At 68.9% G+C, this 26,426-nt stretch carries 22 protein-coding genes; 12 read left to right on the top strand and 10 right to left on the bottom strand.

Annotated features, from left to right (window positions below):
- Window positions 1-12: 12 nt before the first annotated feature.
- Window positions 13-891: a hypothetical protein gene (locus tag G6O69_RS35105; protein WP_172307830.1), complete on the bottom strand. Its 879-nt coding sequence runs from the start codon at window positions 889-891 to the stop codon at window positions 13-15.
- 53 nt (window positions 892-944) lie between these two features.
- Window positions 945-1,442 carry a dihydrofolate reductase gene (locus G6O69_RS35100; protein ID WP_172307829.1) on the bottom strand — a complete coding sequence of 166 codons (498 nt, stop codon included), beginning with the start codon at window positions 1,440-1,442 and terminating at the stop codon, window positions 945-947.
- A 79-nt stretch (window positions 1,443-1,521) separates the two neighbouring features.
- On the opposite strand from G6O69_RS35100, the gene G6O69_RS35095 reads away from it, so the two are divergent.
- Entirely contained in the window at window positions 1,522-2,931 is a 1,410-nt protein-coding gene (locus G6O69_RS35095) for a trypsin-like serine protease (RefSeq protein WP_172307828.1), read from the top strand.
- On the opposite strand, the gene G6O69_RS35090 is transcribed toward G6O69_RS35095, so the two are convergent.
- Window positions 2,907-3,044, bottom strand: coding sequence for a hypothetical protein (locus tag G6O69_RS35090; protein ID WP_172307827.1), 138 nt, complete (start codon window positions 3,042-3,044; stop codon window positions 2,907-2,909). The genes G6O69_RS35095 and G6O69_RS35090 overlap by 25 nt on opposite strands.
- Before the next feature lie 341 nt (window positions 3,045-3,385).
- Between G6O69_RS35090 and G6O69_RS35085 the strand changes: the two genes are divergently transcribed.
- Together G6O69_RS35085 and G6O69_RS35080 are read left to right on the top strand one after the other, a co-directional pair.
- Window positions 3,386-4,672 (top strand): trypsin-like serine protease, encoded by a 1,287-nt coding sequence (locus tag G6O69_RS35085; protein ID WP_172307826.1) that lies wholly within the window; start codon window positions 3,386-3,388, stop codon window positions 4,670-4,672.
- A gap of 141 nt (window positions 4,673-4,813) precedes the next feature.
- A complete protein-coding gene (locus tag G6O69_RS35080) occupies window positions 4,814-6,106 on the top strand; it encodes a zinc ribbon domain-containing protein (RefSeq protein WP_172307825.1) in 1,293 nt (430 codons plus the stop codon).
- A gap of 56 nt (window positions 6,107-6,162) precedes the next feature.
- Here G6O69_RS35080 and G6O69_RS35075 read toward each other — a convergent pair whose 3' ends face one another.
- Together G6O69_RS35075 and hemN are read right to left on the bottom strand one after the other, a co-directional pair.
- The gene (locus G6O69_RS35075; protein WP_172307824.1) at window positions 6,163-6,957 is read right to left on the bottom strand and encodes a thymidylate synthase; all 795 of its coding nucleotides are present in this window, start codon (window positions 6,955-6,957) and stop codon (window positions 6,163-6,165) included.
- A 64-nt stretch (window positions 6,958-7,021) separates the two neighbouring features.
- Entirely contained in the window at window positions 7,022-8,491 is a 1,470-nt protein-coding gene (gene hemN / locus G6O69_RS35070) for an oxygen-independent coproporphyrinogen III oxidase (protein ID WP_172307823.1), read from the bottom strand.
- Window positions 8,492-8,668: 177 nt separating this feature from the next.
- Here hemN and boxB point away from each other — a divergent pair, with 177 nt between their 5' ends.
- The 5 genes from boxB to G6O69_RS35045 all read left to right on the top strand — a co-directional run bounded on the left by boxB (window position 8,669) and on the right by G6O69_RS35045 (window position 14,751).
- Window positions 8,669-10,093, top strand: coding sequence for a benzoyl-CoA 2,3-epoxidase subunit BoxB (gene boxB / locus G6O69_RS35065; RefSeq protein ID WP_172307822.1), 1,425 nt, complete (start codon window positions 8,669-8,671; stop codon window positions 10,091-10,093).
- 21 nt (window positions 10,094-10,114) lie between these two features.
- Window positions 10,115-10,273, top strand: a complete 159-nt coding sequence (locus G6O69_RS35060; RefSeq protein WP_172307821.1) for a hypothetical protein — start codon at window positions 10,115-10,117, stop codon at window positions 10,271-10,273.
- Between the two features lie 91 nt (window positions 10,274-10,364).
- Window positions 10,365-12,923, top strand: coding sequence for a hypothetical protein (locus tag G6O69_RS35055; protein WP_172307820.1), 2,559 nt, complete (start codon window positions 10,365-10,367; stop codon window positions 12,921-12,923).
- Between the two features lie 147 nt (window positions 12,924-13,070).
- Window positions 13,071-13,559 (top strand): hypothetical protein, encoded by a 489-nt coding sequence (locus G6O69_RS35050; RefSeq protein WP_172301291.1) that lies wholly within the window; start codon window positions 13,071-13,073, stop codon window positions 13,557-13,559.
- 70 nt (window positions 13,560-13,629) lie between these two features.
- Window positions 13,630-14,751 carry a DUF1573 domain-containing protein gene (locus G6O69_RS35045; RefSeq protein WP_172307819.1) on the top strand — a complete coding sequence of 374 codons (1,122 nt, stop codon included), beginning with the start codon at window positions 13,630-13,632 and terminating at the stop codon, window positions 14,749-14,751.
- 59 nt (window positions 14,752-14,810) lie between these two features.
- On the opposite strand, the gene G6O69_RS35040 is transcribed toward G6O69_RS35045, so the two are convergent.
- The 3 genes from G6O69_RS35040 to G6O69_RS35030 form a co-directional block, all read right to left on the bottom strand.
- Entirely contained in the window at window positions 14,811-16,850 is a 2,040-nt protein-coding gene (locus G6O69_RS35040) for an ATP-binding protein (RefSeq protein ID WP_172307818.1), read from the bottom strand.
- A gap of 113 nt (window positions 16,851-16,963) precedes the next feature.
- Complete coding sequence (locus G6O69_RS35035) at window positions 16,964-18,448, bottom strand: L,D-transpeptidase (protein WP_172307817.1); 1,485 nt, start codon at window positions 18,446-18,448, stop codon at window positions 16,964-16,966.
- A gap of 66 nt (window positions 18,449-18,514) precedes the next feature.
- Window positions 18,515-20,188: an FAD-binding protein gene (locus tag G6O69_RS35030; RefSeq protein WP_172307816.1), complete on the bottom strand. Its 1,674-nt coding sequence runs from the start codon at window positions 20,186-20,188 to the stop codon at window positions 18,515-18,517.
- Window positions 20,189-20,372: 184 nt separating this feature from the next.
- Here G6O69_RS35030 and G6O69_RS35025 point away from each other — a divergent pair, with 184 nt between their 5' ends.
- Both G6O69_RS35025 and G6O69_RS42555 read left to right on the top strand, forming a co-directional pair.
- On the top strand, window positions 20,373-21,224 hold the full coding sequence (locus tag G6O69_RS35025; RefSeq protein ID WP_172307815.1) for a MoxR family ATPase: 852 nt from the start codon (window positions 20,373-20,375) through the stop codon (window positions 21,222-21,224).
- Window positions 21,221-22,489: a VWA domain-containing protein gene (locus G6O69_RS42555; protein ID WP_172307814.1), complete on the top strand. Its 1,269-nt coding sequence runs from the start codon at window positions 21,221-21,223 to the stop codon at window positions 22,487-22,489. The genes G6O69_RS35025 and G6O69_RS42555 overlap by 4 nt, the downstream gene beginning before the upstream one ends.
- Before the next feature lie 30 nt (window positions 22,490-22,519).
- On the opposite strand, the gene G6O69_RS35015 is transcribed toward G6O69_RS42555, so the two are convergent.
- Together G6O69_RS35015 and G6O69_RS35010 are read right to left on the bottom strand one after the other, a co-directional pair.
- A complete protein-coding gene (locus G6O69_RS35015; protein ID WP_172307813.1) occupies window positions 22,520-22,954 on the bottom strand; it encodes a hypothetical protein in 435 nt (144 codons plus the stop codon).
- A 141-nt stretch (window positions 22,955-23,095) separates the two neighbouring features.
- Window positions 23,096-23,644, bottom strand: a complete 549-nt coding sequence (locus G6O69_RS35010; RefSeq protein WP_172307812.1) for an inorganic diphosphatase — start codon at window positions 23,642-23,644, stop codon at window positions 23,096-23,098.
- 159 nt (window positions 23,645-23,803) lie between these two features.
- On the opposite strand from G6O69_RS35010, the gene G6O69_RS35005 reads away from it, so the two are divergent.
- Entirely contained in the window at window positions 23,804-24,883 is a 1,080-nt protein-coding gene (locus G6O69_RS35005; protein WP_172307811.1) for a hypothetical protein, read from the top strand.
- A 133-nt stretch (window positions 24,884-25,016) separates the two neighbouring features.
- The gene (locus G6O69_RS35000; protein ID WP_176397265.1) at window positions 25,017-26,366 is read left to right on the top strand and encodes a hypothetical protein; all 1,350 of its coding nucleotides are present in this window, start codon (window positions 25,017-25,019) and stop codon (window positions 26,364-26,366) included.
- The last annotated feature ends 60 nt before the right edge of the window (window positions 26,367-26,426 follow it).

Genomic DNA, 26,426 nt, shown 5'->3' with positions numbered 1-26,426 from the left:
CCTGGGCGTGGCCTAGAGGAGGACCAGAGGGATGTCTCGGATCTCGACGGCGACCGGGTAGGCCATGCCGTGCATGGCGAGCTGGTCCTCGTCTTTGGTGTTCATGATCAGCAGGTCGACCTTGTGGTCGCTGACCAGCTGGCGGTAGGCCGAGAGGTGCTGGCCCATGCGCACCAGCGGCTTGACCTCGAGCTCGGGGCGGTGGCCGGTGATCGCCTGGCGGCAGGACTCGACGTAGTCGAGGGGCTGCTGGAGCAGCTTGTCGCGGATCAGCTCGCGGGCGGGGTCGGTCTCGATCTGCGGGATCTTGGCGATCGCCGTCATGATCCGCTCGTAAGCCGTCTCATCCTCGACGTGGGCGAGCCACAGCTTGCCCTCGGGCTGGGTCAGGGCGGCGGCGAAGTTGACCAGGCGATCGGAGCCCTGGAGGTGGTCGGTCATCGCCATGACCACGTCGGTGTCGACCAGCGCGTGCTCGGCGATGGCGTCGTTTTTGGGGTGGGGCGTGAGCAGGACCGGGACCTCGGTGGCCTGGGTGAGCACGTGGATGAACTCGCCCAGGCTGTAGCGAAAGGTCCACGCCGAGCTGTGCAGATGGCGATAGGTGCACAGCAGGTCCGGGCTCCAGTCCTCGACCATGCGGTGGAGCTCGCCGACCAGGGCGTAGTCCGAGCCGACCAGCAGCTTCCACTCGACGGCCTGGTCTGTCTTCGAGCCGGAGCCCGCCAGGAAGTGGCCCAGGAACTGTTGCAGCCGGGCGAGGTAGCGCTCGGAGGGCTCACGATCGAGGTCGGTGACGACCATGATCTTGGTGATGCCCGGGGGCTGCCACGTGAACTGGTCCTTGGCGGCCGAACGGAACGCGCTTTCGAAGTGATCGAGGGTCGTCATGGCGAAGGCGCGGCGATGATACAACGCCGCGCTGGGCCAGGCGGTGACCCGGCTCAGCTCGCGCGGCGCTCGAGCACCATGATAGTGAACGCGTGGGCGTGACGCTCGTCTGCTGGGTGCTCGCGGCGCTCGACCTCGGTCCACGCGCTGCGATCGAAGGCGGGGAAGTGGGCGTCGCCTTCGACCTCGGCGTGGACGCGGGTCAGGTAGAGGCGATCGGCGAGGGCGAGGGCCTCGGCGTAGAGCCGGGTGCCGCCGATGACGAAGGCCTCGTCGTCGCCGGCCTCGCGGGCGAGGGCCAGCCCCTCGGCGAGGGAGCGGACGATCTGCGCGCCGGGGGCCTGAAAGTCGGGGCGGCTGGTCACGACCAAGTTCACGCGCTTGGGTAGGGGCTTGCCCTGCGACTCCCAGGTCCGCCGGCCCATGATCACATGGTGCCCCTGCGTCGTGCGCTTGAAGTGGCGAAATTCGTCGGGCAAGTGCCAGGGCAGATCCTGGTCCCGGCCGATGACGCCATTTTCGGAAACGGCGGCGATCAGAGCGACGCGCATGCCCGACGGGTGTCACGGCGGGCAGGTCTCGTCAAGACGGAGCGTTGAAGATGAGCAGCCCTGGGTCGACAATGTCGGCGTGGAGCGGGAAAACCACCAACAACGCGCGCTGAGGCGTGCTGCACTCGCGGCGTTCGCGTCGCTTTGTTCAATACCCCTGGGCGCGGGCTCGGCCTGGGCCGGTCCTGGCGAGATCGAGCAGTCGAATCCGCAGTCGATCGTCAACGGCACCGAGGTCGGCAACTGCGGCTATCCGACGGCCGTGGGCATCGGCTGGGACGAGGAGAACATCCGCTGCACGGCGGCCCTCGTCGCCCCCGACGTGATCGTGACCGCGGCGCACTGCCTCGACGGCGTGGATCCGCCCATGACCGCGCACTTCGGCGAGGTCTTCGCCGAGCCCGAGCGCGTGGTCGATGTCGAGTCTTGCGAGATCAACCCCGACTGGGACGGGAACGACCCCGACGTCGCCTATTGTCTGCTCGCCGAGGAGGTCCTCGACATCGCGCCCACGCCCCTGGCTGCGGGCTGCGAGAGCGAGCTCGTGGTCCCCGGCGTCGAGCTCGAGATCGTCGGCTTTGGCGTGTCCTCGGCGGACTACGACCCGGATCTCCCGGAGAGCTTCCCCTACGAGACGGCCGGCGGCGGGATCAAGCGCAAGACCACGCAGATCTTCGAGGGCATCTTCGAGAACGACTATCAGCTGTGGATGGTCGGCGAGTCGGGCAACAGCGCGTGCTTTGGCGACTCCGGCGGTCCGGCCTATCTGCGCCTCGGCGACGGCCAGGTCCGGGTCGTGGGCCTCGGTCAGCAGATCCACCCGGACACGCCCGACTTCGAGCACCCCTGCGGTTACGGGATCGTCTATGCGAGCACGCTGCCGCACCTGGCCTGGCTCGAGCAGGCCACTGGCCGCGACCTCACGCCTTGTTTCGACAACGAGGTGTGGGCGCCGACCTCCGCGTGCGACGGCTTTGCGATCAGCCCAGATCTGGAGAACGGGACGTGGGCGCAGGGCTGCACCGGCGGCGGAACCAGTGGTCTGGTCCAGACCTGTGGCGCGCCCTGGGACGGGGAAGGGGGGGAGGAGACGACGACGGGCGAAGAAGAGGAGAGCTCGTCCGAAGAGGAGGAGAGCTCGTCCGAAGAGGAGAGCAGCTCGTCCGAAGAGGAGAGCTCGTCCGAAGAGGAGAGCAGCTCGTCCGAAGAGGAGAGCAGCTCATCGGAAGAGAGCAGCTCGTCGGACGAGGGCAGCTCATCGGAAGAGAGCAGCGAGGGCTGGGCCGAGGACGAGGTCGGCGTGGGCAGCGAGTCCGGCCAGGGCGACTCGGAGAGCGGCGGCTTTGGGCCTGGCTTCGAGCCCGAGCGCGGCTACTGCGGGTGCAGCAGCGAAGGTCGCCCGCGCTTCGGCGCATCGCTGCTGCTCTTGGCGCTGTGTGTTGGCAGGCGCAGGCGCAGGCGCGCTCAGCTAGCGGGCGGTGGCGCGTAGTCACCGAGCAAGAGGCGCTCGGGATCGTCGAGGTCGATCTCGGTCTCGAGCGCCTTCGTGCCCGCCTCGAAGTTCGCGCGGCGCTGGCCGTTGTCAGACTCGAAGCGTGGCACTTCGAGGGGCGAAGCCTCCATATTATGGCAACTGGTGTCGATGCTTGCAGGCGTGTGTTCGAGGAAGCACATTCGTCCAGACAGTTTGACAGCTGCGCAAAAGACGTAGCCTCATTCGAGGCAAGTGCCAGGGCAGATCCTGATCCCGGCCGATGACGCCATTTTCGGAAAGAGCGACGCGCATGCCCGACGGGTGTCACGGCGGGCAGGTCCTATCGAGGCGGAGCGTTGAAGATGAGCAGCACTGGGTCGACAATGTCGGCGTGGAGCGGGAAAACCATCAACAACGCGCGCTGAGGCGTGCTGCACTCGCGGCGTTCGCGTCGTTTTTTTCAATACCCTTGGGCGCAGGCACGGCCTGGGCCGGTCCTGGCGAGATCGAGCAGTCGAATCCGCAGTCGATCACCAACGGCACCGAGGTCGGCAACTGCGGCTATCCGACGGCCGTGGGCATCGGTAGTGCGGCTGATACCATGCGCTGCACGGCGGCCCTCGTCGCCCCCGACGTGCTCGTGACCGCGGCGCACTGCATCGACGGCTGGGATATGGCCTTGACCGCGCACTTCGGCGAGGACTACGCCGAGCCCCTGCGCGTGGTCGATGTCGAGACTTGCGAGATCAACCCCGACTGGGACGGCAGCAACCCAGACATCGCCTACTGCCTGCTCGCCGAGGAGGTCCTCGACATCGCGCCCACGCCTCTGGCTGCTGGTTGCGAGAGCGAGCTCGTGGTCCCCGGCGTCGAGCTCGAGATCGTCGGCTTTGGCCTGACCTCGGCGGACTACGACCCGGATTCCCCGGGGATACCCTACGAGGAGGCCGGCGGCGGGATCAAGCGCAAGACCACACAGATCTTGGAGGGCATCTTCGAGAACGACGATCAGCTGTGGATGGTCGGCGAGTCGGGCAACAGCGCGTGCTATTTAGACGAAGGCGGTCCGGCCTATCTGCGCCTCGGCGACGGCCAGGTCCGGGTCGTGGGCCTCGGCCAGGGGTTTCACCCGGACACCCCCGACTTCGAGCACCCCTGTGGTTATGGGTTCGTCTACACGAGCACGCTGCCGCACCTGGCCTGGCTCGAGGAGGCCACCGGCCGCGACCTCACGCCTTGTTTCGACGACGAGGTGTGGGCGCCGACCTCCGCTTGCGACGGCTTTGCGATCAGCCCGGATCTGGAGATCGGGGCGTGGGCGCAGGGCTGCACCGGCGGCGGGGTCAGTGGCCTGGTCGAGACCTGCGGCGCGCCCTGGGAGGGGGAAGGGGGGGAGGAGACGACGACGGGCGAAGAAGAGGAGAGCTCGTCCGAAGAGGAGGAGAGCTCGTCCGAAGAGGAGGAGAGCTCGTCCGAAGAGGAGAGCAGCTCGTCCGAAGAGGAGAGCAGCTCATCGGAAGAGGGCAGCTCATCGGAAGAGAGCAGCGAGGGCTGGGCCGAGGACGAGGTCGGCGTGGGCAGCGAGTCCGGACAGGGCGACTCGGAGAGCGGCGGCTTTGGGCCTGGCTTCGAGCCCGAGCGCGGCTACTGCGGGTGCAGCAGCGAAGGTCGCCCGCGCTTCGGCGCATCGCTGCTGCTCTTGGCGCTGTGTGTTGGCAGGCGCAGGCGCAGGCGGGTTGCCAACAGCCCGCGGTGAAACCCAACACGACACCGGCCATGAGCTCGGCGAGGATCGGCGCGTCGAGCTTGGCCGGTGGCTTGGGGGTGGTGGCGCAGGCAGGGTGCACAGCGTTTGGGTTTGACAGCAGTGTGAAAGACGTGGCCTCATTCGAGGCAGATGCCAAACCTCGAATTTTCGGATCCGCTCGCCGCAGGCGGGCTGGTCGGGCCGCGGCCCAAGCCACGCGTTCACCATGTCGAGCCTGCGGCCCCCGAGCTGGACGCGCTCGACTTCGACGAGCTGCTCGAGCGCGTCGGTGCGCTCAGCGAGCGCTTTGGCGCGGGGCGCTGCGCGACCGCCTATCAGCTGCATAGACCCGAAGACTTTCCGGAAGACTACGAGCAGGGCCTCGTCGACGTGCGCGCGCTCTTGCGGCGGCTGGCTCGCCACGCAGGGGAGAGCGACGAGAGCCTGTCGATCGCTGTCGAGGACGGGCGCGAACTCGAGGAGGAGGGCTTCGCCTCACACCTGTCGGCGGGGGTGAGCTTCGAGGGCTTCGAGGACGGGGCGCTGACGCGCGCGCGCTTCGTGGTCCATGAGCTCGGGGACATGCGGGCGATGATCGGCCCGTGCTGTGTCGAGCTCGCCAGGGCGCTGGTCCACCGCGCGCAGCAGGGCGCGCCAGGCAGAGCTGAGCCTGCGCTGCCCTCGGCAGTCGAGGGCGTCCTGGCCTGCTACGCCCTCGGCTGGGGGGTGCTCGTGACCAACGCCTGCTTCGACCCGCGCAGCGTGGGCGAGGACGAGGGCAGCTCGACCTTCTCGGCGTGGCGCAGGGCGAGCCTATCTTTTCCGCCCCAGCTCGCGGCGCGCCTGCTAGCGGCGATCCATCGCGCAGGTCGGCGCGACGCCAGCGAGGCGAGGCGAGCCCTCAACCCCGCGGTCCGCGAGCTCTTCGATGTCGCCCGGGCGACGCTCGAGGGCGAGGGGATCGAGGGCGAGGCGAGGCTGCGCAGGCAGCTGCGCTGGGGCGACCCCGACAGCTGGCCGGCGGCGGGGAAGCCGGTGCTCGACGAGCTCGTGTTCGACGAGGAAGACGAGGCCCTGCTCGCGGCCGAGGAGGAGCGAGAAGAGCAGCTGCGCCAGCCCAACGTGGGCAGGCCGGTGTTTCGGGCCCGGCCGACGCGAGGGAGGTACGGCGGGCTGATCGGCGGCTTGGTGGCGGAGGTCTTTGGCTGGGGCTTGGTGGACGCCCTTGGGCTCGGCACGGTGGGCGGCTTGATCGGCTGGGCGATCGGCTCACAGATCCGCGGCAGCTTGTGCTCGGACCCGAGCTGCGGCAAGCCGCTTCCCCTCGACGCCAAGACTTGCCCGAGCTGTGGGGGGATCGTGGTTGGGGAGATCGACAGCGCCAAGCAGCACCTGGAGGCGCTTGAGGAATACGAAGATCGGGGGGAGCAGGGTAGTCTCTAAGGTATGACGCACGCCGTTTCGGGGGGCCGTCTGCGTCAGCTGGTTGGCCGCAGCGATCAGACCGCCACCGGCGCCTTGATCCGCGGGTGCGGCTCGTAGCCGCACAGCTCGAAGTCCTCGTAGCGAAACTCGAACAGCGAGGCCGGCTTGTGGTTGATCCGCATCGTCGGCCGCGCCCTCGGCTCGCGCTCGAGCTGGAGCCGGGCCTGCTCGAGGTGGTTGAGGTAGAGGTGCACGTCGCCGAAGGTGTGCACGAACTCGCCGAGCCCGAGGCCGACGACCTTGGCGATCATCATGGTCAGCAGGGCGTAGCTGGCGATGTTGAAGGGCACGCCCAAGAACACGTCGGCGCTGCGCTGGTAGAGCTGGCAGCTGAGCTTGCCCTCGGCCACGTAGAACTGAAACAGGCAGTGGCAGGGGGCCAGGGCCATGTTGGGGAGATCGGCCACGTTCCACGCGCTGACGACCAGGCGGCGCGAGTGAGGGTTGCGTCCGAGCTCGCGGACCACGGCGCTGAGCTGGTCGATGGTCCCGCCGTCGTAGTCGGGCCAGGCGCGCCACTGCTTGCCGTAGATCGGTCCGAGCTCACCTTTGGGGTTGGCCCACTCGTCCCAGATGCTGACCTTGTGCTCGTGGAGGTAGGCGAGGTTGGTCTCGCCGCGCAGGAACCACAGTAGCTCGTGGATGATCGAGCGCAGGTGGACCTTCTTGGTGGTGACCAGCGGGAAGCCCTCGGCGAGGTCGAAGCGCAGCTGCGGGCCAAACACGCTCTTGGTGCCCGTGCCTGTGCGATCGCTCTTCTCGACGCCGTGCTCGAGGATGTGGGCGAGTAGGTCTAGGTAGGCGCGCACGGCCCCACGTTACCACCCTTGGGGAGGGGGTCATGAGGGGGCGGTCGCTGGCACTAGTGGGGCGCTAGACGGTCGCGGAAAAGCGTGGGCTCGCAGCCTTTCGCGCGGCCGCGATGGGCACGCGCGCGGGGGTCGGCGCGGGCGTGGCGAGGGCGCGGCGGTCTCGCAGGCGCTGGTCGAAGGCCATGGCGACGTTGCGCACGAAGAGCTTGCCGGTCTCGGTCAGGGTGAGCGCGGCGGGGTCGTCGGTGATCAGGCCGTCGGCGAGGGGGCCCCGCAGCTCGGCGAGGTCGGCGGCGAAGCGCTCGTCGAAGCGCCACTGGCCCCGCGAGAAGCGGGCCTCGATGGCGCGCTTGTCGACGCGGTGCTCGCACATCAAGGCGGCGATGATCGTCCCGCGCAGCTCGTCTTCGCGGCTGCGCACCAGGCCGCGGGCGGTGGGCAGCTCGCCGCGCTGGATGGCCTGGCGCCAGTGCACGAGCTTGCTGTGGTTTTGCACGTAGGCCCCGCCGACCTCGCCGATGGCCGTGACACCGAAGCCCAGCAGGTCGGCGCCGGCGCGCACGGTGTAGCCCATGAAGTTGCGCATCAAGGTGCCGGCGCGATCGGCCCGGGCGAGGGGGTCCTCGGGCAGGGCGAAGTGATCCATGCCGATGGCCTGGTAGCCGGCGTCGAGGAGCAGCTCGCGGGTGGCCAGGAGCAGCTCGAGGCGCTGCTGGGGATCGGGGAGCGCGGCCGCGTCGATGCGCCGCTGGTTGCCGCGCCCGGGGGCCCAGGGCATGTGGGCGTAGCCGTAGATCGCCAGGCGATCCGGGAGCAGCTCGAGCACCCCGGAGATGGTTCGGCGCAGGCTGTCGAGGGTCTGACCGGGGAGGCCGTAGACGAGGTCGAAGTTGACGCCGCCGACGCCCGCGCGCCGGCAGCCGCGGACGACCTCGGTGATCTTCGCGGCGCTCTGGATCCGCCCGATCTTGGCCTGGACGTCGGGGTCGAGGTCCTGGACGCCGAGCGAGACGCGGTCGAAGCCGTACTCGCCGATCAGCTCGATGTGCGCGGCCGTGGTCGCGCGGGCGTCGAGCTCCATGGACCACTCGCCCTCGGGGTCGCGCAGGAACTCGCGGGCGATGGCCTGGATGGCGCGCTCGAGCTGCGCGGGCGCGAGGTAGGTGGGCGTCCCGCCCCCGAGGTGGAGCTGGGCGAGGCGGCGGCGAGAGCCGATCTGCGCGCTCACGAGCTCGATCTCGCGGATCAGGTCGTCGACGTAGGGGGCGGCGACGCGCTCGTGCTGGGGGCTGGCGATCACCGAGCAAGCGCAGAAGTCACAGCGCTTGGCGCAAAAGGGCACGTGGATGTACGCGGACCAGGGATCGTTCGCGCGCCGGCGGGCCTGCTCGAGCTGCTGGACGTAGTCGCCGGCGGACAGCGGCCCGAAGTCGAGGGCGGTCGGGTAGCTGGTGTAGCGCGGCCCCGGGCGGGCGTAGCGACGCGCGAGGTTGCAAAGATGCTGGCGGGCGAGCTCTCGATCGACGCTCATTGCAATGACGAAGCTTGACCCATTGCGGATAGGACATCGCCATGAAGTGCCGCGAAAAGAGTGCGTGCGTGTGTACACCCGCACCGCGTGTGTCAGAGCCCAAGAGCTGGCGCACGAAGATTGTGCGCTTTTTCCTCTGCGCGCACTGGTGCACCTTGAACGAGTACGGAGCTGACAATGAACGCACCCGTGGACCTCGACTGTCGCATCCCCAACAACGTCGGCCTCGCCGATGACCCCAAGGTCCGCAGGGCGCTGGAGCGCTGGCAGCCCAAGTACCTCGAGTGGTGGCACGAGATGGGCCCCACGGACTTCGAGCCCAACGACGTCTGGCTGCGCACCGCGATCTCCGTCGACGCCGGCGGCTGGGCCAACTACGATTACGTGCGCATGCCGGAGTACCGCTGGGGCATCTTCTTGACCCCGCGGGAGCAAGAGGCGCTGATCCACGTCGGGGACCTCACGGGCTCACCGGTGTGGAACGAGGTCCCCGGGGAGCACCGCAACGCCCTGCGCCGGATCATCGTGACCCAGGCGGACACCGAGCCGGCCTCCGTCGAGCAGCAGCGGCTGCTCGGTCACTCGGCGCCGAGCCTCTACGACATGCGAAACCTGTTTCAGGTCAACGTCGAGGAGGGCCGGCACCTGTGGGCGATGGCCTACCTGCTCTACAAGCACTTCGGCAAGGACGGGCGCGAGGAGGCCGAGGAGCTGCTCGAGCGGCGCAGCGGCGACCCCGACAAGCCGCGGATCCTCGGCGCCTTCAACCAGCCTTGCGACAACTGGCTGAGCTTCTTCGCGTTCACCATGTTCACGGACCGCGACGGCAAGTTCCAGCTCGCGGCCCTCAAGGAGAGCGGCTTCGACCCGCTCGCGCGCTCGTGTGACTTCATGCTGACCGAGGAGGCCTTCCACCTCTTCGTGGGCGAGACCGGCATGGCGCGGATCATCCGTCGTGCTGCCCAGCTCGAGCGCATCGACGCCAACGGCGACGTGCGCAACCAGGGCGGGATCGACATCCCCACGGTCCAGCGCACCATCAACTACTGGTTCTCCTACTGCCTCGATCTCTTTGGCGGCGAGGTCTCCAACAACGCGGCCAACTACTTCGCCGCGGGCCTCAAGGGCCGCTTCAAGGAGGGCGACCGCTACAGCGATCACCTGGCCCTCGAGGACTGCTACGAGCTCCCGGTGATCGAAGGCGGCCGCCTGACCACGCGGCAGATCCCCCTGCGCAACGCCATGAACGAGGTCCTGCGCGACGAGTACGTCAAGGACTGCGAGCGGGCGCTGCGCAAGTGGAACGCGATCCTCGAGGAGGAGGGCAGCGACCGCCGCCTGAGCCTGCCGAGCCGCCGCTTCCACCGCCACCAGGGCATCTATTCCGATCACTACTTCACCCCCGAAGGTGAGCTCATCGACCAGGCGCGCTTCGAGGCCAAGGCCAGCGAGTGGCTGCTCGGCCCCGAGGACAAGCGCTACCTCGACAGCATCATGAAGCCGGTGCGCGAGCCCGGAAAGTTCGCCAACTGGATTGCCCCGCCCACGCGCGGCGTGAAGGGCAAGGAGATCGGCTTCGAGTACGTGCGCAACTTCGACTAAATCGTCATCGGGAGCAAATGCATGGACTCTCTACTTGCGAATTTCGTCCGCCCCGAGGGCTCCGATCTGTGGGCCTTCTATCTGTCCGCCGGACTGTGGGCGGTTATCTTGAGCTTCGTCTGGGTGATGGCCCGCTGGCTGCGTAGGTCATCAAACGATGAAGGTCATCGCGGGCTCTAGGGCCCCCGGCGGCCGCGGCCCGGGTGGGGGTCGCGGTCGTCGGTTTTTTTATCTTCGAGTGAATCTAGGACTCTAATTTTGAGGATTAATCATGTCTGCATCGACCCTGCTCGCCGCTGACATCCCCAACGAGGCCGCCTTGGCCCTCGGCCCGACCATCGGCTGGCTGACCTTCACCGGTCTGCTGCTGGCGCTGGCCGTGATCTTCGTCGATCGTGAGCGCTGGCGCCGCTTTTGGCTGCGCACCGAGGACCCCCGCTCGCTCGGGGCGTTTCGCATCGCGTTCTCGATCGTGCTGCTGCTCAACATCAACAACATGTGGCAGCACTTCGACTTCTTGTTCACCGACGAGGGCCTGTACCTCTCGGACTCGGCCCGGCAGTACATCGCCGGCGGCCAGTTCAAGGGCTACGGCTCGGGTGGCCTGGGAGATCCGCGCGGCTTCTTCGACTTCGCGGCGGTGGTCGAGTGGGCCAAGGGCCCGCGCTACTCGCTGCTCTACTTCTGGGACAGCCCGAGCTTCTTTTGGGCCTACATCGCGGTCTTCGAGCTCGCCACGCTCAGCTTCTTGCTGGGCTTCCGCACCCGCCTGTCCGGCTGGGTCAGCCTGATCTTGACCCTGGGCCTGATGAACCGCAGCCCGATCTACCAGTCCGGCGCGGACGTGGTCTTTCGGGTGATGTTCATCTACCTGGTGTTCTCGCGCTGCGGCCACGCGTTCAGCATCGACAACTGGCTGCGAGTCCGCCGCCTGCGTCGTGAGGGGCGCCTCGACGAGCGCGACGGCCCCGGCAAGGGCGGCGGCGCGGTGGTCGAGGACGAGCACGGACAGCCCAAGCTGCTCGAGGCCTTCTATCGGCGGATCCCCGCGTGGCCGCGCATGCTGATGATCTTCCAGCTCGCGACCATCTACTTTTGGACGGGCTGCGCCAAGACCGGCAGCGTGTGGGCCAAGGGCGACTCGCTCTACTACGCCCTCAACCTCGACCACTTCTCGCGGGTGCCGACGCAGTATTACGGCTACATGTTCGGGACCAGCGTCTTTCGCTTGATGACCTGGACCGTGCACTTCTGGCAGATCGGCTTCCCGCTGGTCGTGCTCGGGCTGATCGTCCGCTGGGCGCGGCGCGAGGGCCTCGAGCCGCCCACGGGCTGGCGGCGCTGGGCGCTGCGCGGGGCGTGGACGGGCCTGGGCCTGATCGCCTTGGCGATCGTCTGGGTCGGCCTCCCGGTCCACGTGAGCGCCGACGCCAAGGTCGACGTGGGCACGATCCGATTGCTCGTCGCCGGCGGCTGGCTGGCGCTGATGGCCGGCGTGGGGTGGGGGTGGTGGCGTCTGCGCGAGCGACCCTTCGCGTTCACGATCCGCGGCCACGAGCTGCGCCTCGATCTCGAGACCTTCTTCACCCTGTTCACCGGTCGGCGCTTTTGGCTGACCTTGGGCCTGGTCTTCCACCTGCACATCATGGTGCTGATGAACATCGGCATGTTCGCGCCGGTGATGATGGTGGTCTACATCGTCTGCCTCAACGGCACCGAGGTGGCGATCATCGTCCGGCGGATCGGCAAGGCGCTGGCCGACCTCGGCGTCCCGGGGATCCCCGCGTGGGTCGCCCGCGGCGAGATGATCACCCCGACCGAGGCCGAGGGTCTGCCGGTGCCCAACCAGCACCGCGACATCCGCGAGCTCCCGAGCATGATCGTGCTCGCCAGCTTCGCCTTTGGTGTGGCGGCGATCCTCGCCAAGGTCCAGGGCCGCGGGTGGTGGTGGATGGTGTTCGCCCTCGCCGTGGCGCTGCCCGTCTCGACCGCCCTGGTTCAGCGCCTGCGCGGCGGGCCCGAGGGCAAGGTCCCCAGCGAGGACGCCAAGCCCTGGACCTACGCCTACGGGTGGTTTGGTCGCGCCTTCATCCCCACCTTCGTGTTCTTGCACATCGCCGCGGTCGCGGCCTCCTCGATCCCCGACAAGGACTGCACCAAGAGCTTCCGCAGCCCCGCCCGCGCCGTGGCCACGCCGTGGATGCACGTGACCCAGACCCACCAGTCGTGGAACATGTTCGCGCCCAACCCGACGCGGACCAACGTGTTCATGAAGGTCTTCGTCACGGATCAGCAAGGCGAGCTGTGGGACCTCTACACCGACGCCAACTCGCCGCGGAACAAGCAGGAGCCGTGGTTCATCTACGACCGCATGGGTAAGATCACCCGGCGGGTCACGGGCAAGGGCAAGCACTACCAAAAGTGGGTCGCCCGCTATCACTGTCGCCAGTGGGCCCTCGAGCACGACGGTGAGCTCCCCGAGAAGGTGGAGATCATCAAGCAGTGGTACGCGATCCCCTCGCCTCAGAAGATGCGCAAGATCGGGCCCTACACGCCAGAGGAGTACCTCGCCAAGCACGGCCACCAAAAGAAGGTCTACACGGCGCACTGCGCTCGCGAGGCCGACGGCCAGCCGACCAACGAGCTGCGTCGGCGCCACGGGCTGCCCGAGGTCGAGGAGTCCAAGATCCGCGCGGCCGCCAAGCCGCGCTACGATCGCTGGACCAAGCGCAACGAGGCGGCGTCGCGCAAGCGGACGGCGGCGGGGCGCAAGCAGGCCAAGGCCAAGCTGCGCGAGCTGAAGGCACAGGAGCGCACGCGCACGCGCTGAGCTCGGCTGCCGACGGCCGGGGCGCTCCCCGGCGAGGAGCGGGTCTGCCTCCGGGCGGCCCGCTTCCTTCGTAATTGCGGCGCTGGAGGTTTTTTTGGCGCGATGTGATCGATCGTCTGGCCGAGGGGTACATCCTCCTCGAGGCCCATGAAGAACTGCCCAAGCTGTCGTCGTTTCATCCTCGAGGGCGAGTCGAGCTGTCCTTTTTGTCATACGCATCAAGAGGCGGTCTCAGCACCCTCTCCCCGGCGCCTGGGCGCGATGGTCCTGGCTTGCGGGCTGGCGCTGGCCGGCTGCGTCGATGGCGGAGGAGACGAAGACGACGCGACGACGCAGGAGGACGCGACCATGGGGACGGAGACGGACCTCGACATGGATGGCATGGACACCTCCACGGGCGAGGAGGCGGAGGACTCGGAATCCGAGTCCGAGTCCGAGTCCGAGTCCGAGTCCGAGTCCGAGTCCGAGTCCGAGACCACGGAGTCGACGGGCAGCGAGGAGTCGACGGGTTCGACGGACGCCGAAGGGGACACCACCTCGGACGATTGGACCGGCGGCGAGGGGGAGACCTACGCGGGCGCCCCGCCCGACGACATCTACTGGGAGGACGTCGACTGGGAGGACACGGCGGGCTGAGGCGCGCCCCCGGCTTTGCACCTGGGGGGAGGGCGAAGATCCGCTCGTCGTGCGCTATCGTGCGTGGCCAATGCGCCGCGTTCTTCGCACCTTTGGCCCTGCCACGCTGCTCCTCGCCGGTCTGGGCTGCAACACCTCGGCTCCGCCCGAGGGCGCGCCTTTGCCCGAAGCCGCCGCGCCCGTCGAGGCGGAGGCCGGGGCGGCGCAGGAGGCTGGCGAGGTCGAGGGCGCGCCCAAGATCAGCTGCGGCGAGGGGACCTTCGACTTCGGCTCGCTCGCGCCCGGCGGCTCGGCCACGCACGTGTTCACCATCGAGAACGTGGGCACGGCGGACCTGCACATCGAGCGGGTCAAGCGGACCTGCGGCTGCACGGCGACCGTGCTCGCGGACAAGCTCGTCCCGCCGGGCGGGAAGACGGAGATCGAGGTCACGCTCAAGCCCAAGGGCAGCCAGCAGCACGTCCACAAGACCGTCACGGTCATCTCGGACGACCCCGAGCAGCCCAGCTTTCCGCTGACCATGCAAGGCGAGCTGCTCGTCGACGCGGTCGCCAAGCCCGCGCGGCTGACCCTCAACAACCTCCGCCCCAAGGCCGAGGGGGTCTCGCGCTTTCAGATCGACATCCGCACCGAGTCCACGCAGATCGAGTCGGTGAAGGTGCTCGACGACCAGGAGCACTTCTCGGTCCACGCCCTCGAGGACGGCCGCTACGAGCTGCGCTTCTCGGGCTCGGAGCGCGTGCGCAGCTTCACTTCGCGCATCGAGGTCGAGACCACCGGGGTCAACACGCCGCAGCTGATCATCCCGGTCCGGGCGACGGTGGCCTCGAACCTGCGCTACGGCAAGCGGATCCAGTTCGCGCGCGACGAAGCGGGCAACATCCCCGCGCGGACGATCCGCTTCTCGGGCCGCGACGGGGTGGCGCCGAAGATCGGGAAGATCGAGGACCCCGACGGGCTGCTGGAGCTGAAGGTGCTCGAGTCCAAGGGGGCGATGGCGACGATCGAGGCCCGGGTGAACCCGGACAAGCTCGAGGCCATGGACGTGGCCAAGCGGGGCCTCGGGCACCCGCTCTTCGTGCACACCAACGACCCCGACGAGCCGCGCGTGGAGCTGGGCTACTCGATCCGCGGCGTGACCCCGCCGCGGCCGCACCCGGATCTCGAGCAGGCCAACGCGAAGGGGGAGTGAGCGCTAGGAGTCCGTGGTGGAACCCAGCGAGGTGTCGTGTTGGGTTTGACCACGGGCTCCTAGCCCGCGCGCGGGTGCGGCCCCGAGACGTCGGCGCCGAGGTTGATCGGCACCGGCGTGAAGTCGCGGACGTAGCCCTCGCCCGGGTGCAGCAGGTCGGTGAGCATGGCCGAGAACAGCCGGCCGTCCATGGGCTTGCGGACCGAGCGGGTCGGCCCGGCGCCGATCATCCGCTGGACCGTGGGGTCCGTGGGCTGGTCGGAGAGCAGGATCACCGGCATCTCGGGGAAGAGCTCGCGGACGGTCTTGAACAGCCGGGCGGCGTCGGCTCCCTCGAGCTCGAGGTCGAGGATCAGCAGGTCGACCTTGTCGCCCATCTCGGTCAGCAGGGGCGTCGCGCCCTTGACGTCGCTGGTGCAGATCGGCTTGCACTCGGTGGCCTCGAGCAGCTCCTCGAATTCGTCGAGGGCGTCCTGGTCGTCGGTGAGCACGACGACCACGGGGCCCTTGCCGTCGCCGCCGAGCACCGGCCAGGGCTTGTGGCTGCCCTCTTTCTTGTCCTCGGCGGCGGCCAGGGGCAGCAGCAAAGTGAAGGTGGTGCCCGCGCCCAGCTCGCTCTCGACGAGCACGCGGCCGTGGTGGCGGGTGACGGTGCCCATGACCATGGCCAGGCCCAGGCCGCTGCCCGAGCCCACCGCCTTGGTGGTGAAGAAGGGGTCGAAGATCTGCTCGATGTGCTCGGTGTCGATGCCGGTCCCGGTGTCGGCGACGGTGACCACGGCGCTGCGCTGGGTGTCGTCGCGGCTGATGTCCTCGATCTCGCTGTCCTTGTCCTCCTTGGGCGAGCGGCTGCTGGTCGCCAGCGAGATGGTGATCTCGCCGCCCTCGGGCATGGCGTCGACGGCGTTGAACACCAAGTTGGCGATGGCCTGCTGGAAGAGCACGCGGTCGACGTCCACGGAGACGTTGCGGGCGAGGTCGACCTTGAGGCGGACGTTGCCCGGGAGGCTCTTGGACAGCACGGGCAGGATCTGAGCCTGGAGCAGCTGGCGGAGGTTGGAGCGGACCGGCTGGAAGGTGCCCTGGCGGGTGTAGGTGAGCAGGGCGCCGGTGATCGAGGCCGCGGCGGCGGCCGAGTCGAGGATGCGCTGGCCGTAGCGCCGGGTCTGATCGGGGTTGGACACGCCCTCGGCGATGAGCTCGGCGTGGCCGCGGATCGGGGTGAGGATGTTGTTGAGCTCGTGGGCCAGGCCCGAGGCCATGGTGCCCACGGTCTTGAGCTTCTGGGCTTCGAAGAGCTGCTCGCGGGACAGCTCGAGCTCGTCCATCTTGCTCTGGAGCTTGATCGCCAGCTCCTCGCGCTCGTGCTCGAGCTCGCCGATGGCCGCGCGGATCTTGCCGTCGAGGGTGCGCTGGCGGTGGTGCAGGGCGACGCCCAGGCCGATGGGGACCAGCAAGAACACGATGGTCACCGGCAGCGGGTAGCTGTTGGACTCGGTGTGCAGGCCGATGGACAGCGAGGGCTCGCCGCCGCCCCAGGTGAACAGCGAGACGAGGGCGTAGCCGGCGAGGAGCGTGAGCCACTGGGGGCGGACGAGGATCGTGGCCCAGGTCAGCATGACCAGCACGCTGCTGAGCGCGGCGGCGGCCTGGAGCTCGCCCGCCACGGGCAGGACGATGTTGAGGGCGCAGAATGTGACCGCCGCGGCCCACAGGGCATGGTGCCCGCGGTCGCGGAGCACGAAGGCCAGCCACGCGACGACGGCGCTGATGACCAGGAAGACATAGCTGACCAGCATCGTCGCGTAGTCGCCACTGACGAGCTCGACCAGGGCCATCAGGGAGCAGCACAGGGCCGGGACCAGGAAGAGCAGCGAGTTGCTGCGGCGCAGGGCGGGGGACTCGACCACGTCCTCGGCCGAGACCAGATCGTCGTGGCTCGAGCCGTGCTCCTGGGAGGCTGGGCGCGCCGGCTCTCGGCTACTCGCTGGGGTGCGCGAGCCCGAGCTGGGCTCGTCTCGCTCTAGGTTCCCGTCGTCATCGGCGTGGGAGCCCGACTCCTCGCGGTTACGGGCTAGCGGAGCGTCGGTCTCGGCCATTGGCGAAAGTCTAACAGCCAAACGCGTTGTCCAGGGCACGCCGTGACCACGCTGAGTTTCGAGATCCTGCCATGTGGCGTAGTGGATCCATCATGGTCAAAAGACCGCGATGATCACAGCGGCGGGCGGCGATCTGGCACTGGGCGATCCCCTCGGCGCACGCGGACGAGGGCGCCGGGGTCGGCGGCGTGCTCGTGGACGATGAGCCAGCCGGGGGGCAAGGCGGGCGTGGCGAGCTCGAAGACTCGCCTGGCGTCCCTCGGCGAGAGGTTGATGCAGCCGTGGCTGGCGCGGTGGCCGAAGAGGTTGTGCCAGTACGACGCGTGCAGCGCGTAGCGTCCGTCGAAGTACATCGTCCAGGGCACGGCCTCGACGTAGTAGGGGTCGTCGGCGCTGGGCAGGCTCGCCATCTTACCGTAGGCCCACTTGGTCTCGACGCGATAGAGGCCCAGGGGCGTGCGATCGCCTGCGCGACCCGAGGAGATCAGGGTTGCAAAGATCGGCTGATCTTCGCGCCAGATCGTGAGCACCTGCTGGTCGAGGTCGATGTCGAGGAGCAGCTGGCCGGCGAGGATCGGCGCCTCGGTGTCGGGGCCCTGGGGGAGCAGGCGGCGGATGTCTTCGGCGGACAACCAGCCCGCGGGGGAGCCGTGGTCCGGCGCGACTTCGAACCACTCGGCGTCGGCCTGTGCCTGGCCGTCGGCGGCGCGCAGGTAGACGGTGTCGTGGTAGCGCACGCGGCCCACGGCGGGGGCGTCGGGATCGGGGCGCTCGCGGATCTCGGTCTTCCAGCGCACGGCCCAGGCGAGGGTCAGGCCCGCGGGCACGGGGGCGGCGACGAGGTCGCGGCCAGAGAACTCGCTGGGCTCGAATTCTTCGAGGCCCTCGGCGGGGACGACCCGGCGGCGATCATCGACGAGCACGGGGGCGCCGCGGTTGTACTTGGTGCGCACGAAGGCGTAGCTGCCGTAGGCCGGGCGTTCGTCGACCGGCGCCTCGCCGGCGTTGTACTGGCGCAAGCTGCGGTAGACGGGCAGGGCGGGCGTGCCTTCGCGCTCGTGGTCGCGGTGGCGGACGTAGATGAAGGGCAGCAGCGCGTCCTCGGCGAGCTCGGGCAGGGCGCGAGGGGCCTGCTCGCTGGGCTCGGTGCGGTCGAGGCAGGCCCAGCCGGCGTCGGCGACCTGGGCCCAGCGCGCGCGGCAGTCGGGGCCCTCGCTGGTCGCGTAGACGGCGAAGGTCTCGCGCGCGGGGATGCGCCCGCGCCGGGCCGCGTCGGTGCTGGGCTCGGCGTAGACCAGGCGGGTGCGCTTGGCGAGGCGATGCTCGATGGGCGCGCCGAGGGTCGAGGGGGGCTTGTAGGGCCGGCGCGGGGCTTCGCTCTGAGCCTGGGTGTCCGCGGGCTGGGCGTCCGTGGGCTGGGCGTCCGCCGCTGGGCGCTCGCGCTCGGGTGCGCGCGATGGCTCGTCGCCTGTATCGCCGGCCGAGCGCGAGCGCGAGCCGTCGTGGTGGCAGGCGCTCGCGAGCGCGAAGGAGACCAGCCAGGCGCCGAGTCGAAGTCCTCCCCTGGCGGCCGAGCTCATGCGTGCGCGCGCGTGCACCCACTGGGTATGCCACACGAGGCCGCGGCAGTGGGAGCCAGCGCCGTCAGGGGGACGGCCGCCGGTTTAGGCCGATTGTTTGACACCCTCGGCGTGGCCTGCGGCGTGGCGCGCCCCGAGGTAGCCAAAGATCAGCGCCGGGCCGATGGTCGAGCCCGCGCCGGGGTAGGTGCGGCCCATGACCGAGGCCGTGGTGTTGCCGGCGGCGTAGAGCCCTTTGATGACCGCGCCCTTCGTGTCGAGCACGCGGGCGTGCTCGTCGGTGAGCAGCCCGCCTTTGGTCCCGAGGTCGCCAGGGACGAGCTTGATGGCCATGAACGGCCCCTTCTCGATCGTCCCCAGGTTGGGGTTGGGCGCGACCGAGGGATCTCCGTAGTAGTTGTCGTAGACCGTGCGCCCGCGGCCAAAGTCGGCGTCGACGCCCGAGGCGGCGAAGCCGTTGAAGCGCTCGATGGTCGCCGAGAAGGTGTCGACGTCCACGCCCATTTTCTCGGCGAGGGCGGGGAGGGTGTCGGCCTGGACCGCGATGCCCTCCTCGAAGTAGGGCTTGGCGCCGGCCATGAAGGGGTTGAAGAGGTAGCGTCGGCGGTTGCGGGCGTCGAGGACCATCCAGCTCGGGTTGGTGGTCGCGTCCTTGGCGTGCTCGAGCATGGCGTGGCCAAAGTCGACGTAGCTCGTGGACTCGTTGACGTAGCGCTGGCCGTCCTGGTCGACGACCAGGCAGTAGGGCATGGAGCGCTCGGAGACGATGAACACCGGGCCCGTCTTGCTGTTGGCGGGCACGGCCGGTCCCCACCAGGCGTCGTCCATCAGCGCCAGGTCGGCGCCGATCTCGATCCCCGCCGCGATCGCGCTGCCGTCGTCGGCCTTCGATGCCGACGAGTAGCCGTCGATGCCGTGGTACTTCTGGCGCCAGGCCTTGTTGTGGGCGAAGCCGCCGGCGCCGAGCATCACGCCCCTGGTCGCGCGGATCCGGCGGACACCTCGCGCGCTCCCGACCTCGACACCGACGACCTCGCCGTCCTCGAGCACCAGCTTCTTCACCGGCGTGTTCAGGCGGATCTCGGTGCCCTGGCCGTTGCGCGCGATGTGCATCAGCGACGACGAGAGCGCCAAGCCGAAGCCGTAGAGCTTGCGGAAGGTGAGCAGCCCGGCGAGCGTGCGCAGCACGAGCTGGACCCCGCGGACGAAGCCGCTGACCGTCGACCACGCGCGCGCCAGCAGCCACACGTCGTCGGTCTTGATCGGCAGGGGCGGGAGCTCCTTGCGCGCGTGCTCGAACCACGGCCCGAGCTTGCGGACGTTGAAGGGCTCGCTCTCGATCGAGCGCCCGCCCGCCATGCCGCCGGGGAGGTCCGGGTAGTAGTCGGGGTAGTTCCTGGACACGGACCACCGCATGCCCAGGCGCGCGAGCAGCTCGTAGACCCTGGGCACGGCCGCGATGTAGGCCTTGCGCCGCGCCAGCGACGACGCAGGTCCGACCTCCTCGGGGGAGCCCACGCAGTGATCGAGGTAGGTCAGCGCGGCCTGCTCGGAGTCCTGGAGCCCGATCGTGGACATCCCGGGGTGCGTCGGGAACCACACCCCGCCGCCGCTCATCGCCGTGGTGCCGCCCCACTTGTCGGAGGACTCGACGACGAGCACCGAGAGCCCCGCGTCACTCGCGGTGATGGCGGCCGCCATGGCCGCGGCGCCGGTGCCAGCTACCAAAAAGTCGATCTCTTCATCCCACTCGCGCATCTCGGCCTCTCTCGCTCTCTCGTACGCCTTCAAACGGACACATGTGTCCGCTTCGAGTTCTAGCGCTGCGCGCCGCGGCCCGCCACGGCAAAACGCTCGCTGCGGCGGGTGCCAGGCAAATGGCGGGTGGTGTCGTCTGCGCGGCTTAGAAGCGTGCGCCTATCCGTGCCATACTCCGCCGCGAATGAGCGGCTTCTCCAGCAGCGACAGCTACATCGTTTCCGACGAGCTCGCCAAGGCCGTGGACGTGGCCGTGGCCATCGGGCGCCCCTTGCTGATCAAGGGTGAGCCGGGCACGGGCAAGACCCTGCTCGCCGTCGATCTCGCCCGTCAGCTCGGCCTCGACCTCCTGCGCTGGCAGGTCAAGTCGACGACCAAGGCCGTCGAGGGCCTCTACCAGTACGACACCGTCAAGCGCCTGCACGACAGCCGCTTCAACGACGGCGACGTCGGCGACATCGAGAAGTACATCGAGCTCGGTCCCCTTGGCCGCTCCTTCGAGCTCGAGCGCCAGACCGTGGTGCTGATCGACGAGATCGACAAGGCCGACCTCGAGTTCCCCAACGACCTGCTCCACGAGCTCGACGCCATGAGCTTCACCATCGCCGAGACCGGGCGCACGGTGACGGCGGGCAAGCGGCCGATCGTGGTCATCACCAGCAACAACGAGAAGGAGCTCCCCGACGCCTTCTTGCGCCGCTGCGTGTTCCACTGGATCGCCTTTCCGGAGCGCGAGCTGATGGCCCAGATCGTCGCCGTGCACCACCCCAACATCGAAGACGAGCTACTCGCCGCGGCGCTCGAGTCCTTCTACCGCCTGCGCGCGATCGAGGGCCTGCGCAAGCCGCCGAGCACCAGCGAGCTGATCGACTGGATCGCCGCGCTGCGCCACGCCGACATCGACCCCGCCAAGCTGCTCGGGGCCGGGCTGCCCTTCATGGGTGTGCTGCTCAAGAAGGAGCAGGACGTGACCTTGGTCGAGCGCGAGGCCCAGGGCGGCGGCTCGCGGCGCGGTGGCGGCCGCGGGTGGTCGTGACCAGGACCGACGCCAACGCAGAGGCAGCGAGGGGCCGGGGCGTCCCGCTCTTCCTCGACTTCTTCTACAAGCTGCGCGCGCGCGGCCTGAAGGTCAGCGCGCACAACTGGCTGGCCCTGCTCGAGGCCCTGGCCGCGGGTCTGCACGACTCGAGCCTCGACGGCTTCTACGCCGTGGCGCGCTGCATCCTCGTCAACGACGAGGGCGACTACGACGGTTTCGACCTCGCCTTCGCCGAGACCTTCAAGGGCCTGGTCGCCGACCTCGAGCAGGTCGCCAGCCAGCTCGAGGCGTGGCTGCGCGACCCCAAGCAGCTCGCCTTCCTCGACCCGGCCCTGCGCGAGGCGATCGAGACCATGGGCATCGAGGAGCTGCGCCGTCAGCTGCTCGAGCGCCTGGCCGAGCAAAAGGAGCGCCACGAGGGCGGCAACCGATGGATCGGCACGGGCGGGACCTCGCCCTTCGGGACCGGCGGCCAGCACCCCTCGGGCGTGCGCATCGGCGGCGGCGGCGGGCGCTCGGCCATGGCCGTGGCCGACGCGCGGCGCTTTCGTGAGCTGCGCAAGGACCTGATCCTCGACACCCGGCAGATGGGCACGGCGCTGCGTCGCCTGCGTCGCCTCCAGCGCAAGGGCGCGATCGAAGAGCTCGATCTCGAGGGCACCGTCGACGAGACCGCGCGCAACTGCGGCGACCTCGAGATCGTCATGCGCCCGCCGCGAAAGAACGACGTGCGCATGCTGCTGCTCCTCGACGTGGGCGGGAGCATGGATCCGCACGCCGAGACCGTCAGCCGGCTGTTCTCGGCGGCGCACCAGCACGGCGGCTTCAAGGAGCTCGAGTCCTACTACTTCCACAACTGCGTCTACTCCAAGGTCTACGAGGACGCCGCGTTCTCGAAGCCAGTGACGATCGACTCGCTGATCCGCAGCAAGGACGCCAACTGGTACCTGGTCCTGGTCGGCGACGCGTGGATGCACCCCGGCGAGCTGCTGATGACCAGCTCGAGCTTCTGGAGCATGGACGCGGCGCCCAGCGGCCTGCGCTGCCTGGCCAAGCTCTCCGATCACTTCACGCGCTCGGCATGGATCAACCCCGAGCCGCCGCGGCTGTGGGAGGCGCCGACGATCAGCGAGATCCGCCGGGTGTTCGAGATGTTCCCGCTGACCCTCACGGGGCTCGGGGAGATGGTCGAGCACATGCGCCGGCCGCCGCAGCCAGCCCGGCGGGCGCACGTGGGGCGGGTCCTGCGGGACGGCGAGTGAGCCGCCCGCGGCCGCGCGCACGGGTTCTCGTCAGTAGCGCGTGCGCTCGAACTTGAAGCGCCGCCCGGTGGAGAAGACCTTGTCGAGGTCCCCGTCAGCGATGAAGTACTGGAAGATCGAGCCCGAGCCATAGGCGGTGTTTGCTCGGCAGACCCCGACCGCGGCGGTCAGCGGGAGGTCGACGACGTACTCGATGATCCCAGAGCGGAAGCCGTGCTCGGGGTGCGGGCGGACCTGCGCCATGCGCCAAAGGGTCTCGGCGAAGCGGTAGGCCTGGGTCTCGGTGTAGGCGCCGGTGACCTCGCGCGCGTCCTGCTCGCTGAAGAAGTAGTTCGAGATGTTGACGTTCCCCTTGTTCGCACCCTGCCAGAGCTTGGTCATGGGCGGGACCTCGAGGGCGATCCACGTGTCGACGGAGTAGCCTCCGCTGCGCTGGTTTTGGGCTGCGATGGCGGTGACGTCCATGCGCAGATGGTCTCACCGTGCTCGGGAGGCCGTCGAGATCCGTCTTGGGTCACAGTCGGATCTCGACGGCTCTACAAGTGGCACTTGCTGCACCTCGAGCTCGGTGGCAGGTCCGGCCCCGAGCCCGGAGGAGGGGCCGGCTCAGACCTGCCCGGGCAGGTCGCCGCTGTGCTCGAGGTAGCGCACGCGTGCCTCCTCGATGACCTCGCGGGCGCGCAGCGGCCCGGCGATCACGTCGACCTCGACGGTCTTGCCCTCGAGCTGCTTGTAGTCCTCGAAGAAGCGCTGGAGCTCGCGCTGGCGGTGCCCCGGGAGCTGATCGATGTGGGTGAAGCTCGCGTACTCGGGGTCGTGGACGTGGACCGCGATGATCTTCTCGTCGGCCTGGCCGTCGTCGAGCATGTTCAAGATGCCGATCGGTCGGGCCTCGAGCAGGCTCATGGGCACGACGGGCTCCTGCATCCACACGAGCACGTCGAGGGGATCGTCGTCCTCGCCGAGGGTCTGGGGGATGAAGCCGTAGTTGGCCGGGTAGACGACCGAGGAGTAGAGGATGCGGTCGACCTTGATGAGCCCCGTGGTCTTGTCGAGCTCGTACTTGACCTTGCTGCCCTTGGGGATCTCGATGATCGTCCGAACTTCGCGTGGCGCGTCAGCGCCGATGTTCACGTCGTGCCAGGGATGGGACATGGGAATTCGGGGAGGATACTCCCTCGTGTGCGAGGGGCATGCGCCAGCTCTCGTCAACATGGCTAGGAGGCTGCTGACGCACACCTAGAGCCCGGCGCGGTCCCCGGAAGCGCACAAAGTGCAGTGGAAGGCGAGGCGCTGCGTGGCAAAATCCGCGGGATGTCCGAGGAACGTGACGACGCGCCCGCAGGGGAGTCGCTGGAGGCGCCGGCCGAGCCGGCCTCCGCGCAGGGGGAAGAGCAAGCCAAAGCGCAGCTACATGAGACCTTGCTTCATGGGGCGCCGACCTCCGTCGAGCGTCGGCCCGACAGCCGCTGGGTCTACCCGCTGTGGGGCATCTTGTTGGTCAGCCTGTTCGTGGCCTTCCACAGCGCGACGCTGCTGGTCTGGAACCTGCCGGGCAAGGGGCTCTCGAAGCAGTTCAACAAGGACTTCCTCGACAAGAGCTACGGCCGCAAGTACGTGAGCGCGGCGCGGCTGAGCCAGAGCTGGGCGATGTTCGCCCCCAACCCCAACCGCAGCAACACCTTCATGCGGGTGTTCGTGGAGGACCAGGACGGACAGCTGTGGGACTTCGAGCAGGACATCTGGGAGGAGGACCGCTACCCCTACTGGTTCTACGACCGGCGCGGCAAGGTCAACCGCCGGCTCGACGGCAAGAAGCACTACCAGCGCATCTACGGCGCCTGGGTGTGCCGCGAGTGGGAGCGCCAGCACGAGGGCGTGCCGCCCAAGTCGGTGACCTTCATCAAGCGCTGGACGAAGATCCCCGCCCCCAATCAGGTGATCGAAAAGGGCGGCTGGAACCAGTGGGAGGCGGAGTACAAGCAAAAGGAGCAGGAGACGATCACCTGCAAGACCACGGTCAACGCCCAGCTCCCGCCCGAGCTGCGCGAGCGCTACGGGCTCTCGCCCGAGGGTGAGAACGACTTCCGCCACGTGCGTCACAAGACCTGGTGGGACAAGGCCGAGGACGAGCGCAAGAAGGCCGAGCGCCAGGCCGAGACGGAGGCCCGCCGGGCCAAGTGGCAAGAAGAGCGCGAGGAGCGAGAGGCTGCCCGCGAGGAGCAGACCCCTGGGAAGGGGAGCCGTGGCGCGCTCCGGGCCAAGCGCGTGGGCTCGGCGCCCATCGATCCCCGCGGACCGATCGCCGAGCCGGACAGCGACGACGAGGCCGAGGTCGACGAGCCCGAGGCGGAGCAGAGCCCCGACGAGGGCGACGCGGACGTCGGCAACTAGCGTTCGCACGAAGAAGAAGAGGCCGCGGATCGATCGTTCGCGGCCTTTTCTTTTGGTTTCCCGCCGGACCAGCGGATCCTCGGGTCAGTGGAGGTCGAGTTGGATGGCGTCGCATCGAGTACACTCGGTGTCAATGTCTGCGATCTCGTTTCGACCTTGGCCGCGTTGGCTCCTGCTCGGGTGCGCGACCTTGCTGTCTGTGTCTTGCCGTGGGGACGATCCCGAGGCGGAGGGATCGAGCTGTGGCGCGAGCGGCTCGAACTGTGGCGAGAGCGGCGAGAGCGGCGGAGATGAAGAGGTTGGCAGCGACACCACGGGCACAGGCACGGAGACCGGGGAGGGCACGGAGACCGGGGAGGGCACGGAGACCGGGGAGGGCACGGAGACCACCGGGTCCGAGGGCGACGCGCGGATCTGGGGGCGCTTCGAGTCGGGCGGGCCGGTGCTCGAGTGCGGTCAGGTCAAGGACGACTGGCAGGCGGCGGACGGCCCGCTGCTGCGCATGGCGTTCGACCTGTGCGGGGACGACATGGACGCGCTCGCGCAGACGATCGTCGCCAACCTCGACGCGATCGCTGCCCGCGACGGCCGGGCTCTGCTCGTCCTCTACCAGGGCATCAACTTGCCCGAGAGCTGGCTGGCGCAGTGCGAGACCTTCGCCCTCGACAGCGGCGACTTTCAGGGCGATCTCTGCCTGCCCTGGGACCCCAGCTATCAGCAGCTGCTCGGCGAGGCGCTCGAGGGCCAGCTCGGGCCGGCGCTCGCGGGCCACGAGGCGCTGGCGGGGGTCTATTTCACGATCTCGACAATGACCAACGGGGCCGAGATGCACTTTCGTGTCGAGCGCGACAGCTTCCCCGCCGAGCCCGAGGCGGGGGCGCTGACCGCCGCCTACCTCTCGGTCATGGACGCTTACCAGGCCGCCTTCGACGCGCCGATCGTGTTCGAGGCCGGGCACTGCATCTTCGACATGCCCGGGGCGGACGAGGCCGACGTCGACTGCGACACGCCGCTGGCGCTCTATCACCACGCCCGAGACAATTACGGGGCGGCGGCGACTGGGATCGCGCTGTGGAATTGCGCGGAGCGCTTTTGGCACGGGCCGACGGCCAGCGAGGATCACGTCCGGCCGCTGCTGGAGGAGGCGACGGCCGACGGCGTGAGCATGGGCTGCCAGACCGTCGGAAACTTCACCAACCAGGCCTGCCGCTTCAGCGACCCGGCCGTGGGCGACTACGGCACGCTGATGGGGGTCGGGCAGTCGGCGACCTGCATACCCACCGGAGGCAACGACGCCGAGGCGGCGTGCGTCGACACCTTGAACTGGTTTGCCGGGGCGTCGTCGCAGTCGCCGACGAGCGTGGCGCTCGAGGGGACCTGGGTGGAGTCGTGGTCCGCCGACACGCAGCCCCAGACGGGGATCAACGCCACGAGCGCGGCCTGTGAGGCGGCGGTCGATGTGTTCGCGCAGCCATTGCCGTGAGGGCGGCGGCGAGAGAGCGCGCGGCCCCGGGTTGCGGCCTGAATTTCGTGGCACAATCCG

The organism is Pseudenhygromyxa sp. WMMC2535 (genome assembly GCF_011083025.2).
Note: the sequence above shows the minus strand (reverse complement) of the source record. Positions and strands in the feature narration are given on the sequence as shown.

Bases quoted from the DNA above. Each gene is read 5' to 3' on its own strand.
- G6O69_RS35105 (WP_172307830.1), bottom strand. From the start codon at position 891: ATGACGACCCTCGATCACTTCGAAAGCGCGTTCCGTTCGGCCGCCAAG.
- G6O69_RS35100 (WP_172307829.1), bottom strand. From the start codon at position 1,442: ATGCGCGTCGCTCTGATCGCCGCCGTTTCCGAAAATGGCGTCATCGGC.
- G6O69_RS35080 (WP_172307825.1), top strand. From the start codon at position 4,814: ATGCCAAACCTCGAATTTTCGGATCCGCTCGCCGCAGGCGGGCTGGTC.
- hemN (WP_172307823.1), bottom strand. From the start codon at position 8,491: ATGAGCGTCGATCGAGAGCTCGCCCGCCAGCATCTTTGCAACCTCGCG.
- boxB (WP_172307822.1), top strand. From the start codon at position 8,669: ATGAACGCACCCGTGGACCTCGACTGTCGCATCCCCAACAACGTCGGC.
- G6O69_RS35060 (WP_172307821.1), top strand. From the start codon at position 10,115: ATGGACTCTCTACTTGCGAATTTCGTCCGCCCCGAGGGCTCCGATCTG.
- G6O69_RS35055 (WP_172307820.1), top strand. From the start codon at position 10,365: ATGTCTGCATCGACCCTGCTCGCCGCTGACATCCCCAACGAGGCCGCC.
- G6O69_RS35050 (WP_172301291.1), top strand. From the start codon at position 13,071: ATGAAGAACTGCCCAAGCTGTCGTCGTTTCATCCTCGAGGGCGAGTCG.
- G6O69_RS35045 (WP_172307819.1), top strand. From the start codon at position 13,630: ATGCGCCGCGTTCTTCGCACCTTTGGCCCTGCCACGCTGCTCCTCGCC.
- G6O69_RS35040 (WP_172307818.1), bottom strand. From the start codon at position 16,850: ATGGCCGAGACCGACGCTCCGCTAGCCCGTAACCGCGAGGAGTCGGGC.
- G6O69_RS35030 (WP_172307816.1), bottom strand. From the start codon at position 20,188: ATGCGCGAGTGGGATGAAGAGATCGACTTTTTGGTAGCTGGCACCGGC.
- G6O69_RS35025 (WP_172307815.1), top strand. From the start codon at position 20,373: ATGAGCGGCTTCTCCAGCAGCGACAGCTACATCGTTTCCGACGAGCTC.
- G6O69_RS35015 (WP_172307813.1), bottom strand. From the start codon at position 22,954: ATGGACGTCACCGCCATCGCAGCCCAAAACCAGCGCAGCGGAGGCTAC.
- G6O69_RS35010 (WP_172307812.1), bottom strand. From the start codon at position 23,644: ATGTCCCATCCCTGGCACGACGTGAACATCGGCGCTGACGCGCCACGC.
- G6O69_RS35005 (WP_172307811.1), top strand. From the start codon at position 23,804: ATGTCCGAGGAACGTGACGACGCGCCCGCAGGGGAGTCGCTGGAGGCG.
- G6O69_RS35000 (WP_176397265.1), top strand. From the start codon at position 25,017: ATGTCTGCGATCTCGTTTCGACCTTGGCCGCGTTGGCTCCTGCTCGGG.